Source organism: Sphingomonas sp. URJC2 (assembly GCF_059803575.1).
In genome coordinates this window covers 1-15086 of the sequence record NZ_JAPFGX010000028.1, presented here as the reverse complement: position 1 = coordinate 15086, position 15086 = coordinate 1, and the positions used below count along the sequence as shown (strand labels likewise).

Annotated in this window: 13 protein-coding genes; 7 read left to right on the top strand and 6 right to left on the bottom strand. The window is 68.2% G+C overall.

From position 1 onward, the window contains the following. Positions 1-47 precede the first annotated feature (47 nt). From OPU66_RS10720 to OPU66_RS10710, 3 genes are all read left to right on the top strand, one after another. On the top strand, positions 48-299 hold the full coding sequence (locus OPU66_RS10720) for a hypothetical protein (protein WP_498553641.1): 252 nt from the start codon (positions 48-50) through the stop codon (positions 297-299). An 81-nt stretch (positions 300-380) separates the two neighbouring features. Next, entirely contained in the window at positions 381-1121 is a 741-nt protein-coding gene (locus OPU66_RS10715) for a Crp/Fnr family transcriptional regulator (RefSeq protein WP_498553640.1), read from the top strand. Further along, complete coding sequence (locus OPU66_RS10710; RefSeq protein WP_498553639.1) at positions 1114-2151, top strand: sensor histidine kinase; 1038 nt, start codon at positions 1114-1116, stop codon at positions 2149-2151. The genes OPU66_RS10715 and OPU66_RS10710 overlap by 8 nt, the downstream gene beginning before the upstream one ends. Positions 2152-2260: 109 nt before the next feature. Here the strand turns inward: OPU66_RS10710 and OPU66_RS10705 are convergent, their stop codons facing one another. The 4 genes from OPU66_RS10705 to hisS all read right to left on the bottom strand — a co-directional run bounded on the left by OPU66_RS10705 (position 2261) and on the right by hisS (position 6401). Continuing rightward, a complete protein-coding gene (locus tag OPU66_RS10705) occupies positions 2261-2929 on the bottom strand; it encodes a DUF4167 domain-containing protein (protein ID WP_498553638.1) in 669 nt (222 codons plus the stop codon). 286 nt (positions 2930-3215) lie between these two features. Next, entirely contained in the window at positions 3216-4070 is an 855-nt protein-coding gene (prmC, locus tag OPU66_RS10700; protein WP_498553637.1) for a peptide chain release factor N(5)-glutamine methyltransferase, read from the bottom strand. Positions 4071-4074: 4 nt separating this feature from the next. After that, entirely contained in the window at positions 4075-5154 is a 1080-nt protein-coding gene (prfA, locus tag OPU66_RS10695; protein ID WP_498553636.1) for a peptide chain release factor 1, read from the bottom strand. Continuing rightward, complete coding sequence (gene hisS / locus OPU66_RS10690) at positions 5151-6401, bottom strand: histidine--tRNA ligase (protein WP_498553635.1); 1251 nt, start codon at positions 6399-6401, stop codon at positions 5151-5153. Before hisS ends, prfA begins: the two co-directional genes overlap by 4 nt. A gap of 143 nt (positions 6402-6544) precedes the next feature. Between hisS and OPU66_RS10685 the strand changes: the two genes are divergently transcribed. Both OPU66_RS10685 and ppa read left to right on the top strand, forming a co-directional pair. Next, positions 6545-8491 carry a M61 family metallopeptidase gene (locus OPU66_RS10685; protein ID WP_498553634.1) on the top strand — a complete coding sequence of 649 codons (1947 nt, stop codon included), beginning with the start codon at positions 6545-6547 and terminating at the stop codon, positions 8489-8491. 71 nt (positions 8492-8562) lie between these two features. Further along, entirely contained in the window at positions 8563-9108 is a 546-nt protein-coding gene (ppa, locus tag OPU66_RS10680) for an inorganic diphosphatase (RefSeq protein WP_498553633.1), read from the top strand. Positions 9109-9204: 96 nt separating this feature from the next. Here the strand turns inward: ppa and OPU66_RS10675 are convergent, their stop codons facing one another. Both OPU66_RS10675 and OPU66_RS10670 read right to left on the bottom strand, forming a co-directional pair. Then, positions 9205-9987: an SDR family NAD(P)-dependent oxidoreductase gene (locus OPU66_RS10675; RefSeq protein ID WP_498553632.1), complete on the bottom strand. Its 783-nt coding sequence runs from the start codon at positions 9985-9987 to the stop codon at positions 9205-9207. A gap of 114 nt (positions 9988-10101) precedes the next feature. Beyond that, positions 10102-11271 carry an acetyl-CoA C-acetyltransferase gene (locus OPU66_RS10670; protein ID WP_498553630.1) on the bottom strand — a complete coding sequence of 390 codons (1170 nt, stop codon included), beginning with the start codon at positions 11269-11271 and terminating at the stop codon, positions 10102-10104. A gap of 103 nt (positions 11272-11374) precedes the next feature. Here OPU66_RS10670 and OPU66_RS10665 point away from each other — a divergent pair, with 103 nt between their 5' ends. Next, entirely contained in the window at positions 11375-12043 is a 669-nt protein-coding gene (locus OPU66_RS10665; RefSeq protein WP_498553661.1) for a nitroreductase, read from the top strand. A gap of 194 nt (positions 12044-12237) precedes the next feature. Next, the gene (locus tag OPU66_RS10660) at positions 12238-14715 is read left to right on the top strand and encodes a TonB-dependent receptor (protein ID WP_498553628.1); all 2478 of its coding nucleotides are present in this window, start codon (positions 12238-12240) and stop codon (positions 14713-14715) included. Positions 14716-15086 lie beyond the last annotated feature (371 nt).

The window sequence follows — 15086 nt, the reverse complement described above, 5'->3', positions numbered from 1 at the left end:
CCCGGCCCATGATCCCGCCATCGGCAACGGGGCGGGAGCGCGGCGGGATGCAGAACGATGCGGCAAGGCGGCCTGACGCGGGCGGAATGGCGCGCGGCCCCGGTTCGGACACGCCCGACCACGGGGCGGCATTCGCGGATCTGGTGATCGCAGCCTGGTGCTGGCCGTGGCTGGCGGCGCCGGCGGTCATGGGGGCTGCACAGGCCCTGTTCGGCCAGACGGCGCATCCGCCCCATCACCCCCAGCTGCCGGTGCCCGACACCATCGCCGCGCATGACGATCATGGCCTGTTCGCCTGATCCCCGCCTGTCGAGGCGCGCGCCGGAGCGGCATAACATAGATGAGGGTTATTGGATCATTCCGTCGTTAACGGGGAATGGATGACATTTGGCCCCCTTGTCCTGAAACTCGCGGCCTTTGCCCGGCTGTCGCAAGATGATCGGGCGGCCCTGGACAGGCTGGCCCGCAACCAGCGCGAGGTCGCGCCACGCCGCGACCTGATCCGCGAGGGCGACCAGCCGCGCTTCGTTCATCTGATCGTCGATGGCTGGGCGTGCCGCTACAAGACCTTGCCCGACGGGCGGCGACAGATCGTGGCGATCTTCCTGCCCGGCGATCTGTGCGATCTGAACGTCTATGTGCTGCGCGAAATGGATCACAGCGTCGGCGCGATCACCCGGCTGCGCGTCGCCGACATCTGCCGCGAGGACATGGCCGGGCTGACCGAGGCGCATCCGCGCATCACCCAGGCGCTGTGGTGGCACGAACTGGTGACCGCCGCGATCCAGCGCGAATGGACGCTCAACCTTGGCCAGCGTTCGGCCTATGAGCGCATCGCGCATCTGCTGTGCGAACTGTTCATGCGCCTGCAGCTCGTCGATCTGGTGCGCGCGGAGACGTGCGATTTCCCGATGACGCAGAACGACATCGCCGATGCGACCGGGCTGACCCCGGTGCATGTCAACCGCACGCTGCAGGAGCTGCGCCGCGCCGGGCTGATCGTGCTGCAGGGCCGCACCCTCACCATCCCCGATCTGAAGGCGTTGCAGGCCGCCGCGCTGTTCAGCGCCAATCATCTGCATCTGGGGCGCGACGGGCGCCATCTCGACGCCAATGACTGAACCCGCCGAAGACCCCGAGCGCGAGCGGCTGAGGCTGGCGCTCGAGGTCGGCCGGCTGGCGACATGGGACTGGGAGCTGGACAGCGGCGATGTCGTCTGGAACGACGAGCATTACCGGATGCAGGGCTATGCGGTGGGCGAAGTCGCGCCGAGCTTTGCCGCCTGGGCGGCCCGCGTCCATCCCGACGATCTGACCGAAGTGGTGGCGGCGATCGAGGCCGCCCGCGACAGCCGCACCGACTATCGCCACACCTTCCGCAACCTGCTGCCGGGCGATGTGGTGCGCTGGGCCTCGGCGCGGGGGCGGTTCTTCTATGCCCCCGATGGCACGCCGCTGCGCATGATCGGGGTGATGGAAGACGTCACCGAAGCGCGGCTGGCACAGGAAGCGCTGGCCGACCGCGAGCGCCGGCTGCGCGCGCTGGTCGGCGAGCTGCGCGACCGGGTGCGCAACACCCTGGCGCGCATCCGGTCGATCCTGCGCAGCACCGCCGATGGGGCGGTGTCGGTCGAGGATCTGACCGCGCGGCTGATCGGCCGGGTGGAGGCGGTGTCGCGCATCCAGAGCGCGGTGACGCGCGATCCCTCAGCCGGTGTGGATCTGGCCGGCCTGATCCGCGACGAGCTGCTTGCCCATGCGCTGCGCGACGGGCCGGTGATGACGGTGCGCGGGCCCGACCTGCTGCTCGCGGTTCCGGTCGCCGAGATGATGAGCCTCGCCATCCATGAACTGACGGCCAATGCCGTCGCCCATGGCGCACTGGGAAAGGATGATGGCCGGCTGGATCTGGTCTGGGAGATCGATGGCGACGGCCATTTCCATCTGCGCTGGCGCGAATATGGCAGCGTCGCACCGGCTGCGCCGGGCGAAGGCTTCGGGCTCGATCTGCTGCTGCGCACCCTGCCGCGCGATCTGGGCATGACGACACGGCTGGCATTCGATCCGCGCGGCGTCAGCTTCGACCTTGAAGGACCGGCGGCGAGGCTGACCAGGCCGCCCGAGGCGCAGGCCATGGCCGCACTGGGCTGAGCCGAAACAGCCTCGCGGCGGATCGGGCCAGTGCGCGGCCCGGCACATCCGGCAGATCAGGTGGCTGGAGCGGCCGATCCGACGCCAATCGGATCGGCCGCTTTCAGGCTCAGCTGCCCGGATTGGCTTCCGGCGCGGGATCGGCCGCAGCCGCGCGCGGGCGGCGGGTGCGGCGGCGCGGCGCTTCGCCGGCCCCATCATCACTCCCCGCATCAGCCGGTTCGATGGCGATGGCCGGCGGCAGGCGATCGGCCTCGATCGCCGGCGCGGCCGCTTCGCCGTCCTCGCCCTCTTCGCGGCGGCGGCGCGGGCGGCGGGTGCGACGGGTTTCGCCGTCCCCATCGGCATCCGCTTCGGCCGGCGACGGCGCGGCGGGGGCATTGCCCTGCCCGTCATCGGCATTGCGGCGCGGCGCGCGTTCGCGCTGTTCCGGGCGGCGCTGGGGCCGCGCTTCGGGGGCGGCGTCGAATTCCTCGCCCTCGTCGAAATCATCCTCGGCGGCATCGTCGCGCGGCCGGCGCTGATCCTCGAAGCGGGCGCGGGATTCGCTCAGCACGCGGAAATAATGATCGGCGAACTGGAGATAATATTCGGTGGTGACCCGGTCCCCAGCCATCTGGGCGTCGCGCGCGAGATTCTTGTATTTCTCGTGCAGCTGCTGCGCATTGCCGCGGGCGCGATTGTCGATCCGGTTGCCCTGTTCGGGACGCCCCGGATTGCCCTGCGGCCGCTGGCCGCCACGACCGCGACGGCGGCCGCCCTGACGATTGTTGATCAACGGATTTCCTCGTCTCAAGCCCAGTTACGTTACGTTCGGCTCCGCCTGTTCGCCTGCGGCCCCATGCGGCACGCCCGGCGACGCACCGGGCACCATGGCCCCGGCCGTCCTGCGCGTCCGCCATCTGCCAGCGCGGCCGGGTGATACCGCGTCACAGCTTTGGGGATGAACGGGACGCCCGCAGTTCTGGAACCGGTGGTTCGAACGAAGGGGGCCCTGTTCTGGCTCCGCATGTAGAGGCTCAAGGGTTAAAAACCAAGCGCAAAGATCGCCGCCGACAGCCGAATCACGCCGCATCGGCAGCGGGCGGACGGGTGAGGATCAGGCACCGGTCGCGTCCGCCCAGATCACGGCGGCAGGCGACCGCCAGCCCGGCGTCCGCGAACAGCGCCCCCGCGCCATGGCGCTGGTCCGCGCCGATCTCGATCGCCGCCACCCCGCCGGGAGCAAGCAGCGCGGCGATGGCCGGGGCCAGCCGGCGATAATCGTCCAGCCCGTCGGCCCCGGCGAACAGCGCCGAAGCGGGTTCATGCGCCGCCACTTCGGCGGGCAAAGCGGCATCGGCCTCGACATAGGGCGGGTTGCACAGGATGAGATCGAACGTGCCGCTGAGCGCCGCCGTCCAGTCGCCGCGGACAAACGCCGCGCGCGCGCCAAAGCCCCGCGCATTGGCCCGCGCATAGCCGAGCGCCGCCTCCGACCGGTCGACCCCCAGCCCCCATGCCCCCGGCCAGTGATCGAGCGCGGCGAGCAGCAGCGCCCCCGATCCGGTGCCGAGATCGAGGATATGCGCCGGTGCCCGCGCGCCGAAATGGTCGATCGCCGCCTCGATCAGCGTCTCGCTGTCGGGCCGGGGAATGAGCACGCCGGGGCCGACCGCAAGATCGAGCGTCCAGAAAGCGCGCGTGCCGGTCAGATAGGCGACCGGCGCGTGCGCCAGCCGCTGCGCGACCAGCCGCGCAAATGCCGGCGGCACCGCTGCCGCACCGCCAAGCAGCAGCGCCTCGCGGGTGATGCCCAGCGCATGAGCAAGCAGCAGCTCAGCATCGAGCCGGGGGGTGGGCGACACAGCTGCCAGCTGCGCCGCCGCATCGCGCAGCGCGACGGCGGCGGCATCGGGGCCGGGGGGCAGGCCCGCCACCGGCTCAGCCGTCGAGATTGGCGAGCCGCGCCGCCTGATCCTCGGCGATCAGCGCATCGACCAGATCGTCAAGCTGCCCTTCCAGAATCTCGGGCAGGCGGTGCAGCGTCAGGTTGATCCGGTGGTCGGTCACCCGGCCTTGCGGAAAGTTGTAGGTGCGGATGCGTTCCGACCGGTCGCCCGAACCGACCATGGAGCGGCGCGCCCCGGCGCGCTCATTCGCCAGCCGCTCGCGCTCCAGCTCGTACAGCCGGGTGCGCAGCACCTTCATCGCCTTGGCGCGGTTCTTGTGCTGCGAGCGTTCGTCCTGCTGGATGACGACCAGCCCGGTCGGCAAATGGGTGATGCGCACCGCCGAATCGGTGGTGTTGACATGCTGGCCGCCCGCACCGGAGGAGCGGTAGATGTCGATCCGCAGATCCTTGTCGTCGATCTGCACATCGACATCCTCGGCCTCGGGCAGCACGGCGACGGTCGCGGCAGAGGTGTGGATGCGCCCGCCGCTCTCGGTCGCGGGCACGCGCTGCACGCGGTGGACGCCGCTTTCATATTTGAGCCGCGCGAACACGCCCTGCCCGGCGACGCTGGCGATCACTTCCTTATAGCCGCCGATATCCGACGGGCTGGCGGAAATGATCTCGACCCGCCAGCCGCGCTGATCGGCATAACGCTGATACATGCGCAGCAGATCGCCCGCGAACAGCGCGGCTTCATCGCCGCCGGTGCCGGCCCGGATTTCGAGCATCGCCGCGCGCTCGTCGGCCGCGTCGCGCGGCAGCAGCCGGATCGCCAGCGCCCGTTCCGCCTCGGGCAGGCGCGCGCGCAGCAGCGCCAGCTCGTCCCCCGCCAGCGCGCGCATCTCCGCCTCGGCCGCCGGATCGTCGATCAGCGCCGCCAGCGTCGCCAGCTCGTCGCGCAGCTGCCGCACCGCCCCCGCCGCCTCGGCGACCGGTTCCAGCTCGGCATATTCCTTGGATGTCTGCACGAACCGCTCGGGCGGCAGGTCGCCGGTCGCCATCAGCGCCTGCAACTCATCCCGCCGCGCCTCGATCGCGGCGATCCGCTCGGCGGAAATGCGGGTCATGCGCCGCGCACTTGATCCGCAAGCGCGGTGATCGCCACGTCGGACTGGGCACCGGTCGCCAGATCCTTGAGCGCCACCATCCCGCGCGCCAGCTCTTCCTCGCCCAAGATCGCGGCAAAGCGCGCGCCCGAGGCCCCGGCCTTCTGCATCCGCCGCTTCATATTGCCGCGATAGGCCATGTCGGCGACCAGCCCTGCCCGGCGCAGCGCCGCGACAACACCGACCGCGGCTGCTTCCGCCGCCTCGCCCAGCGGCACCACCGCGACATCGATGCCCGGCACCGCCGGCGCGTCGATCAGCATCGCCAGCCGCTCGATCCCCGCCGCCCAGCCGACGGCCGGGGTTGCGGGGCCGCCCAGCGCCTCGATCAGCCCGTCATAGCGGCCGCCGCCCAGCACCGTGCCCTGCGCGCCCAGCCGGTCGGTCACGAACTCGAACGCGGTGTGGCGGTAATAATCCAGCCCGCGCACCAGCCGGGCATTGCGCGTCCAGGCGACGCCGGCGGCATCCAGCCCGCGCGTCACCGCCTCGAAAAACTGCCCGGCCTCGACCGACAGATAATCGTCGATCACCGGCGCGGCATCGGCGAGCGCACGGTCGCGCGGGTCTTTGGAATCGAGGATGCGCAGCGGATTGCGGTCGAGCCGGTCGCGGCTGTCCTCCGACAGGGCATCGCGGTGCGCGTCGAAATGGGCGATCAGCGCGGCGCGCCAGGCATCGCGGCTGGCGGCATCGCCCAGCGTGTTGAGCTGGAGCGTCACCCCATCGGCCACGCCCAGCGCATGGAGCAGCTGATCGGCCATGGTCAGGATCTCGACATCGGCGGCCGGCTCGGCCGCGCCGATCACCTCGGCATCGATCTGGTGGAACTGGCGGAACCGCCCCTTTTGCGGCCGTTCATAACGGAACAGCGGGCCATGGGTGACAAGCTTGAGCGGCGCATATTGCTGCCAGCCCTCGGTCAGATAGGCGCGGGCGATGCCGGCGGTGAACTCGGGCCTGAGCGTCAGCGAATCGCCGCCCCGGTCGAGAAAGCTGTACATTTCCTTGGACACGACATCGGTCGTCTCGCCCAGCGACCGGGCGAACACCGCGGTCGCCTCGAACACCGGCACCTCGACGCGCTGGAACGCGAACAGCCGCCGCACCGCCTCGAACGTGTCGACCACTTTCTGGAACCGGGCCTGGGTCTCGCCCAGCATGTCCTGCGTGCCCCGGATCGGCCGGGGCGTTTCGATTTTCGCCATGGGCCGCTCTCTAGTGCCTGATCGGCCGGGGTGGAAGCGCCATGCGCGCGCCGCATGGATGGCGCCGGGGGCGTTCGCGGGAATCGGAAACACGCCGCCGATCGGGGCTTTCCGGGGCAGGGCGAAGGGGTTAGCGATGGCGCATGACCAAGATGCTGACCGCCCTTCTGCTCGGCACTGCGCCGCTGTCCGCCGCCCTTGCGCTCCACACCCCGCTTGCCGGAGAGGCGGGCGCGCCGGGCAACAGCCAGCCCGCGGCCTTTGCCATGGACCAGCGGCTGCCGCAGCCGCGCGACATCGCCTATCCGGGCACGATCCGGCTGGAGGTCGACGCGACCGATACCGCGCGCGGCATTTTCCGCGTGCGCGAACGCATCCCCGTGGCAGCGCCCGGGCCGATGACTTTGCTGTTCCCCAAATGGCTGCAGGGCAATCACGCCCCGCGCGGCGAGATCGAGAAGCTGGCGGGGCTGACCATCCGGGCGCGCGGGCGCGAACTGGCGTGGCGGCGCGACCCGTTCGACGCCTATGCCTTTCATGTCGATGTGCCGAGCGGCGTCGAGGCGCTTGAGCTGAGCTTCGAATTTCTGTCCGCGACCGCGCCGGGCCAGGGGCGGATCGTCGTCACCCCCGACATGATGAACCTCCAGTTCAACTCGGTCTCGCTCTATCCGGCCGGCTATTACGCCCGCCGCATCCCCATCGAGGCGCGGGTGACCTATCCGGCCGGCTGGACGGCGGCATCGGGCCTGCCGGCGACGGTCGACGGGCAGGTCTATCGGTACGAACGCACCGATTACGAGACGCTGCTCGATTCGCCGGTGTTTGCCGGGCGGCATTTCCGCGTCGAGCAGCTGGCCCCCGATGTGCGGCTGAACATGGTCGCCGACTCGGCCGGCGATCTCGCCGCCGCCACGCCCGAACAGATCGACGCGCATCGCCGGCTGGTCGATCAGGCGGTCAAGCTGTTCGGCGCGCGCCATTATGACCGCTACGAGTTTCTGCTGGCGCTGACCGACCAGATGGGCGGGATCGGCCTTGAGCATCATCGCAGCTCGGAAAATGGCGTCGATCCCGATTATTTCCGCAAATGGAATGACGGGCCGGGCCGCCGCAACCTGCTGCCGCACGAGTTCGCGCACAGCTGGAACGGCAAATATCGCCGCCCCAAGGGGCTGTGGGTGCCCGATCACAACACGCCGACGCGCAACGGCCTGCTCTGGGTCTATGAAGGCCAGACGCAGTTCTGGGGCTATGTGCTGGGCGCGCGCTCGGGCCTGTACAGCAAGCAGGAGACGCTGGACGCATTCGCCGCCATCGCCGCCGGGCTGGACCAGCGCCCGGCGCGCAGCTGGCGGCATCTGGAAGACACGACCTATGATCCGGTGATCTCCGCCCGGCGGCCCAAGGGCTGGACCAGCTGGCAGCGGTCCGAGGATTATTACAGCGAGGGGATGCTCGTCTGGCTGGAGGCCGATGCACTGCTGCGCCGGCTGACCGGGGGGGCGCGCGGGATGGACGATTTCGCCCGCGCCTTTTTCGGCGGGCGCGACCGCGACTGGGGTGTCGTCACCTATGATCTGGACGATATCGTCCAGACGCTTGACCAGCTTGCGCCCTATGACTGGGCGGGTTTCCTGAAGGCGCGCCAGTTCGAACATGCCAAGGGCGCGCCGCTCGCCGGGCTGACCGAAAGCGGCTACCAGCTCGTCTATACCGACGAACCGACCGCCTATTGGCGCGATGTTGAAAAGCGCAGCGGCACCGTGGATCTGAGCTATTCGGGCGGCCTGACCGTCGACAAGGACAAGAAGATCACCGGGGTGGTGTGGGACAGCGCGGCGTTCAAGGCCGGGCTGACCGTGGGCACCGAGATCGTCGCGGTCGGCGACCGCCCCTATGCGCCCGAACTGCTCAAGGACGCGATCGCCGCCGCCGCGCGCGCGAAACTGCCCGTTCCGCTCACCATCCGCCGCTTTGGCCGGTTCGAACAGCTAAGCCTCGACTGGACGGGCGGGCTGCGCTACCCGCGCCTCGCGAAGACGGGCACCGCAGAGGGACCGCTCGACAGGCTGCTCGCCCCGCGGTGAGCCGATTGACAGCATAGCTCCGCCGCCCGCCGCGCCGATGCGCGCGGCGGGCGGCGGCGATGGAGACAGGGATGAACATCGAACTGATTCCGGTGGGCAAGGACCCGCCCCACAATCTCAACGTCGTGATCGAAGTGCCGGTGGGCGGCGAGCCGGTGAAATATGAGTTCGACAAAAAGTCGGGGGCGCTGTTCGTCGACCGCATCCTGCACACGCCGATGCGCTATCCGGCCAATTACGGCTTTGTGCCGGGCACGCTGTCGCCCGATGGCGATCCGCTCGACGCGCTGGTCGTCGCGCGCTCGCCCTTCATTCCGGGGTGCGTGGTGCGGGTGCGGCCGATTGCGGTGCTGATGCTGGAAGACGAAGCCGGCGGCGATGAAAAGCTGCTGACCGTCCCGGTCGACCAGACCTTCCCTTATTATTCGAATGTCGAGGAACATCACGACCTGCCCGACATCGTGATGAAGCAAATCGAGCATTTCTTCACGCACTACAAGGATCTGGAGTCCGAGAAGTGGGTGCGCGTCGGCCATTGGGAAAATGCCGAATATGCGCGCAAGATCGTGGTCGAAGCGATCGAACGCGCCAATGCGGCGAAGGCCGGCGCGGCCTGACCGGCCGGGCCGCTGGCTTTACCCGCTGGCCGCTGAGACAAAAAAAGGGCCTCTCCCGCGCGGGAGAGGCCCTTTTTCTTGGAGCGCCGGTGCCGATCAGCGCGGCGACATGCGGATCGCGCCGTCGAGGCGCACATCCTCGCCGTTGAAATAGCCGCATTCGATCATGGTCAGCGCCAGCCGGGCATATTCATCGGGCTTGCCCAGACGCTTGGGGAACGGCACCGACGCGGCCAGCGCGTCCTTGACGTTCTGCGGCGCGGCCTGGAGCAGCGGCGTGTCGAAAATGCCCGGCAGGATGGTGTTGATGCGGATGCCTTCGCCCATCAGGTCGCGGGCGATCGGCAGCGTCATGCCGACAACGCCGCCCTTCGACGCCGAATAGGCCGCCTGGCCGATCTGGCCGTCTTCGGCCGCGACCGACGCGGTGTTGACGATCGCGCCGCGCTCGCCATCTTCCATCGGATCAAGCGTCAGCATGCCCGCCGCCGACTTGGCGATGCAGCGGAAGGTGCCGACCAGATTGATCTGGACGATCCAGTTGAACGCATCGAGCGGGAAATGCTTGATCGAGCCGTCTTCCTTCGAGCGGCTGGCGGTCTTGATCGCATTGCCGGTGCCGGCGCAGTTGACGAGGATCCGCTCCTGGCCATGCGCGGCGCGCGCCTTGGCGAAACCGGCATCGACCGATTCATCCGACGTCACGTTCACTTCGCAGAACACGCCGCCAATCTCGCGCGCGACCGCTTCGCCCTTTTCGGCCTGAAGGTCGAAGATCGCGACCTTGACGCCCTTTGCCGCCAGCGCGCGCGCCGTCGCGGCACCAAGGCCGGACGCGCCGCCGGTGATGACCGCGGCGATATCGGAACCGAGTTTCATGCTGCTCCTCTCTGTATTGTTGAGGTTTCTGGTGTTGAGCGCCCGGAGCCGGTCCGGGACAGCGGGATATCAGGCGGCCCCGGCGGCAGGATGACGCGCCGGGGCCGATCGCGGTCAGAGCCGTTCGATGATGGTGACGTTGGCGAGGCCGCCGCCTTCGCACATGGTCTGCAGGCCATAACGGCCATTGTGGCGGCGCAGTGCGTGGACGAGCGTCGCCATCAGCTTCGCGCCCGATGCGCCGAGCGGATGGCCGAGCGAGATCGCCCCGCCATGCACGTTGAGCTTGGCCGGATCGCCGCCGACATGCTTCAGCCAGGCGAGCGGCACCGGCGCGAACGCCTCGTTCACTTCGTAAAGATCGATATCGTCGATCTTGAGGCCGGCGCGCTTCAGCGCCTTGTCGGTCGCAAACAGCGGCTCTTCGAGCATGATCACCGGATCGCCGCCGGTGACGGTGACATTGTGGATGCGCGCAAGCGGCGTCAGGCCATGATCCTTGAGCGCCTGGGCGGACACGATCATCACCCCCGACGCGCCGTCGCAGATCTGCGAGGCATTGGCGGCGGAAATCATCCCGCCTTCGGCCAGCAGCTTGACCGACTGGATGCCCTCGAACGTCGCATCATGGCGGATGCCCTCGTCGGTGCGGTGCAGTTCGGTGCCCTCGGGCGTTTCGATTTCGAGCGCGACGATCTCGTCGGCAAAGGCCCCGGCCGCAGTCGCCGCCGCCGCGCGGCGATGGCTTTCAAGCGCGAACTGGTCGAGCTGGTCGCGGTTGAAGCCATGCTTGCGCGCCAGCATCTCGGCGCCCATGAACTGGCTGAACTGGATGTTCGGATAACGGGCTTCCTGACGCGGGCTCTTCGCCTTGCCCAGCCCGGCCTGCGCGAACAGCGCGCCGGTCGAGCCCATCGGCACGCGGGTCATCGATTCGACGCCGGCGGCGATCACCACGTCCTGCGTGCCCGACAGCACCGCCTGAGCGGCGAACTGGATCGACTGCTGCGACGACCCGCACTGGCGGTCGATGGTGACGGCGGGGACGCTTTCCGGCAGCTTCGACGCCAGCACCGCGCCGCGCCCGACCTGAAAGCTCTGCTCGCCGCCCTGGCTGACACAGCCCATGATCACATCGTCAATCGCCTTGGGGTCGATGCCGGTGCGGTCGACCAGGCTGTTGAGCACTTCACCGGCCATGTCGGCCGGGTGCCAGCCGGCCAGCCGGCCGCCGCGTTTGCCGCCGGCGGTGCGCACGGCCTGAACGATATAGGCTTCTGCCATTGGGTCCTCTCCCGTTTTCGGTTTCGCCATCAACTCTTGCCGATCCGCTCGCGCCCGGCAAGAATAAAGTGACGTTTACGTGAGGGGAAAAGGTGACATGACGATGACTGTCAGCGCGGCACTCGCCGCGCGCCGCTCGGTGCGGGGATTTCTCGACCGCCCGGTCGATCCGGCGCTGATCCGCGATCTGGTCGAACGCGCGGCGCGCGCGCCTTCGGGCGGCAATCTCCAGCCCTGGCATATCGATGTTGTTGGCGGGGCGGCGCTCGACGGGTTCAAGCGCGACATGGCGGCGAGGATCATGGCCGGCCATGGCGAGACGCCGGCCTATGATATTTATCCCCCCGAACTCGGCGAGCCGTATCGCAGCCGGCGCTTCGCGGTGGGCGAGGCGCTCTATGCGCGGCTTGGCATCCCGCGCGAGGACAAGGCGGCGCGGCGGATGTGGTTTGCGCGGAACTTCGCATTTTTCGGCGCACCGGTGGCGCTGTTCTGCACGGTCGACCGGCAGATGGGACCGCCGCAATGGAGCGACCTGGGCATGTATCTGCAAAGCCTGATGCTGCTGCTGGTCGAAGCCGGGCTGGCGAGCTGCCCGCAGGAATGCTGGGCGGTGTATCCCGACAGTGTCACGCAGTTCCTGGGGACGCCGCCGGAGCGGATGCTGTTTTGCGGAATGGCGATTGGTTACGAGGATCCGGCCGAGCCGGCCAACCAGCTGGAGACCGAACGCGCCGCAACGCCGGACTGGGCGCATTTCCGGTTCACCTGACCCGCAAGCGCGCGGGCGGCGGTCGGGCCGGACTGCCGCCCGCGTCCGGCGACGGCATAGGGCACCCCGACCCAACGTAGAAACCCTGTATCCCGCGACAATCGGCATTTTACCGCAAACTGACAGGAGCGCCGCGAGCGACGCGGTGGCTGCACAGCCTGCCACCCGGCTTTCCGCAATCGTGACGGGAGTTGATGATGCGATCGGTTCTGCTGGCAGGGGTTGCCGTTCTGGCCTTTGCGCCATCCGCCATGGCGCATGCCGCGTCCAAGAGCGAGGAGCCGGATGGCCCGCCGGCGGGCAAGCCGCCGGTCGAGGAGGTGTTTTCCACCGGGGTCGCCAAGGGACGCGACCGGCTCGACAGCGCCACCTCGACCAGTGCGCTGCGCGAGGCCGAGATTTTCAAAATGGCCCCCCGGTCGATCGGCGAGCTGCTGCGCGCGATCCCCGGCGTGATGTCCGAAGCCCCGAACGGCGAGAGCATCGCCAACATCTCGATCCGCGGCCTGCCGATGTCGTCATCGGGTGCCAAGTTCGTGCAGTTGCATGAAGACGGCCTGCCGGTGATGGAGTTTGGCGACATTGTCGGCGCAAGCGCCGACACCTTTCTGCGCGCCGATTTCTCGCTGGCGCAGGTCGAGGCGATCCGTGGCGGCTCGGCGTCGACCTTTGCGTCGAACTCGCCCGGCGGCATCATCAACTTCATCTCGAAGACCGGCGAACAGGAGGGCGGGTCCGTCGGCCTGACATCGGGGGTCGATTTCGACCAGTACCGGGTCGATTTCAACTATGGCGGGCGGCTGACCCAAAGCCTGCGCTTCCATATTGGCGGGTTTTTCCGGCAGGGCGAGGGCCCCCGTCGCATCGGTTTTGACGGGCAGCGTGGCGGCCAGATCAAGGCCAATATCACCAAGGAGCTGCCAAACGGCTATATCCGCCTCTACGGCAAGATCCTCGAAGATCGCTCGCCCTTTTACGACGCGGTCCCGCTGCGCATCACTGGCACCAACGAGAATCCCGAGCTCGATGCCGTGGCCGGCTTCCGCCCGACGCGCGACACGATCTCGACCCGCGCATTGCAGTCGGCACGGGTGCTTGATGAAAACAATCAGCCGATCACGGTCGACATCCGCGACGGCCAGCGCGTCCGCGAACGGGCGATCGGGTTCGAGGGGCAGTTGGAACTTGCCGGCTGGACGGTCACCGAACGCTTCCGCGTCACCAGCCGCTCGGGCGGCCTGTTCGGTCCGTTCAGCAGCCAGTATCTCACGCCGGCGGCAGCGCTGACCCGTCTCGGGGCCGCGGGCGGCCGCTTCGCCTTTGCCAGCGGGCCGAACGCGGGGCAGGCGATCGCCGACCCGACGCTGCTCAACGGCAACGGCCTGATCGGGATCTACAATATCCGTCTGCGCCAGCAGGACGATCTGGGCACCATGACGAACGACGTGCGCGCCAGCCGCGTCTGGAACATCGGCGAGGATTCGCTGACCACCACGGTCGGCTTTTACAAGTCGCGACAGGCGATCGACGCATCGGTCTTCTATGGTGTGGCCGTCACCGATGTGCTCGGCCGGGGCGATGCCTCGCTGCTCAACGTGTTCAACGGCACCGGTGCCCCCGTCACCGAAAACGGCATTTTCGCCTTCAATGCCTTTCCGGGGCTGCAGCGGCGCACGGTGCGACTGGATTATGATGTCAACGCGCCCTTCGCCTCAGCCAATTACCGGTTCGGCCGCCTGTCGATCGGCGCGAGCATCCGCTACGACTTTGGCAGCGCCAACGGCCAGGTGTTCGGCATCGAGCTCGGCCAGGGCGGGGTCGGCCAGACCAGCCGCGACATGAATGGCGACGGTGTGATCTCGGCTCCGGAAACCCGCGTCGGGGTAACCCCGCTCGCCAATCCCGGGCTGGTCAATTACGATTACAGCTATCTGTCCTATTCGACGGGGGTGAACTTCCGCGTGTCGGATTCGTTCGCCGTGTTCGGGCGCTATAGCCGCGGCGCACGCGCCAATGCCGACCGCATCACCTTCAGCGCGGTGATCAACAACGCGACCGGCGCGCTCGCAATCCCGCAGGCCGCTTACGATCCGGTCCGCCAGGCTGAGTTGGGGGTGAAATTCCGCCGCGCCAACCTGACGCTCAACCTGACCGGTTTCCATGTCGAGGCGCAGGATTCGAACATCAACACCGTGAATGGCAGCATCATCGCGCGCGACTATCGGGCCAAGGGCCTCGAGTTCGAAGGCAGCTTCCGCCACGGCATCTTCAGCCTGACGGCGGGTGCGACCTATACCGATGCGACCATCGTGCGTGACCTGGTCAACGCGGCGATCAACGGCAACCGGCCGCGCCGGCAGCCGACCATCATGTTCCAGGCAACGCCGCAGATCAGCACCGACCTGTTCACGGTTGGCGCGGTCTTCATCGGCGTGACCGAGAGCTTCTCTCAGGACGTCAACATCCTGAAGCAGCCCGGCTACACGACCGCCAATGCGTTCGTGCAGGTTCGGCCGGTCGACCGGCTGCTGATTTCGCTCAATGCCACCAATCTTTTCGATGAAGTGGCGCTGACCGGGATCGAAGAAGACCGGATCCCGGCATCGGGAATCGTGCGCGGGCGGCTGTTCACCGGACGGGCCGTGTCGCTGACCGCGCGTCTCGATTTCTGATGCTGAATATGTCCTGCGGGGGATGACGTCGCGGTCCACCGTGACGTGATGAGGCCAGTGGCGCGAGGGCGGTTTCCGGTCCGGGGGAAACGGATCGGAAACCGCCCTCGGCTTTTTGATCTGCCCCGTTCGCCGGATAGTCCCATCGGGTGGGACGCCCGGTGGGCCACAGCCATGCGGTGCGGATCGGCCCGTGCAGGGCAATCGATTGGGAGAGCCGGCATCTCGTCCGTCGAGCGTTTGTGATCCAGGCGGCGATGGCGCGGTCTGTTCCGTGTCTGCATTGCGGCTGAAGGAAGACTGTCGATCTGAGGCAGACAAGGACCGACGCTGATCGGGGTGCTGATCGGCGGGCGGGCGGGGGTTGGTGC

What these genes read in the sequence shown, in the direction of transcription:
- OPU66_RS10685 (WP_498553634.1), top strand. Translation starts at nt 6,545, where the DNA reads ATGACCAAGATGCTGACCGCCCTTCTGCTCGGCACTGCGCCGCTGTCC.
- OPU66_RS10675 (WP_498553632.1), bottom strand. Translation starts at nt 9,987, where the DNA reads ATGAAACTCGGTTCCGATATCGCCGCGGTCATCACCGGCGGCGCGTCC.
- ppa (WP_498553633.1), top strand. Translation starts at nt 8,563, where the DNA reads ATGAACATCGAACTGATTCCGGTGGGCAAGGACCCGCCCCACAATCTC.
- OPU66_RS10715 (WP_498553640.1), top strand. Translation starts at nt 381, where the DNA reads ATGACATTTGGCCCCCTTGTCCTGAAACTCGCGGCCTTTGCCCGGCTG.
- OPU66_RS10720 (WP_498553641.1), top strand. Translation starts at nt 48, where the DNA reads ATGCAGAACGATGCGGCAAGGCGGCCTGACGCGGGCGGAATGGCGCGC.
- prfA (WP_498553636.1), bottom strand. Translation starts at nt 5,154, where the DNA reads ATGACCCGCATTTCCGCCGAGCGGATCGCCGCGATCGAGGCGCGGCGG.
- OPU66_RS10670 (WP_498553630.1), bottom strand. Translation starts at nt 11,271, where the DNA reads ATGGCAGAAGCCTATATCGTTCAGGCCGTGCGCACCGCCGGCGGCAAA.
- OPU66_RS10710 (WP_498553639.1), top strand. Translation starts at nt 1,114, where the DNA reads ATGACTGAACCCGCCGAAGACCCCGAGCGCGAGCGGCTGAGGCTGGCG.
- OPU66_RS10660 (WP_498553628.1), top strand. Translation starts at nt 12,238, where the DNA reads ATGATGCGATCGGTTCTGCTGGCAGGGGTTGCCGTTCTGGCCTTTGCG.
- hisS (WP_498553635.1), bottom strand. Translation starts at nt 6,401, where the DNA reads ATGGCGAAAATCGAAACGCCCCGGCCGATCCGGGGCACGCAGGACATG.
- OPU66_RS10665 (WP_498553661.1), top strand. Translation starts at nt 11,375, where the DNA reads ATGACTGTCAGCGCGGCACTCGCCGCGCGCCGCTCGGTGCGGGGATTT.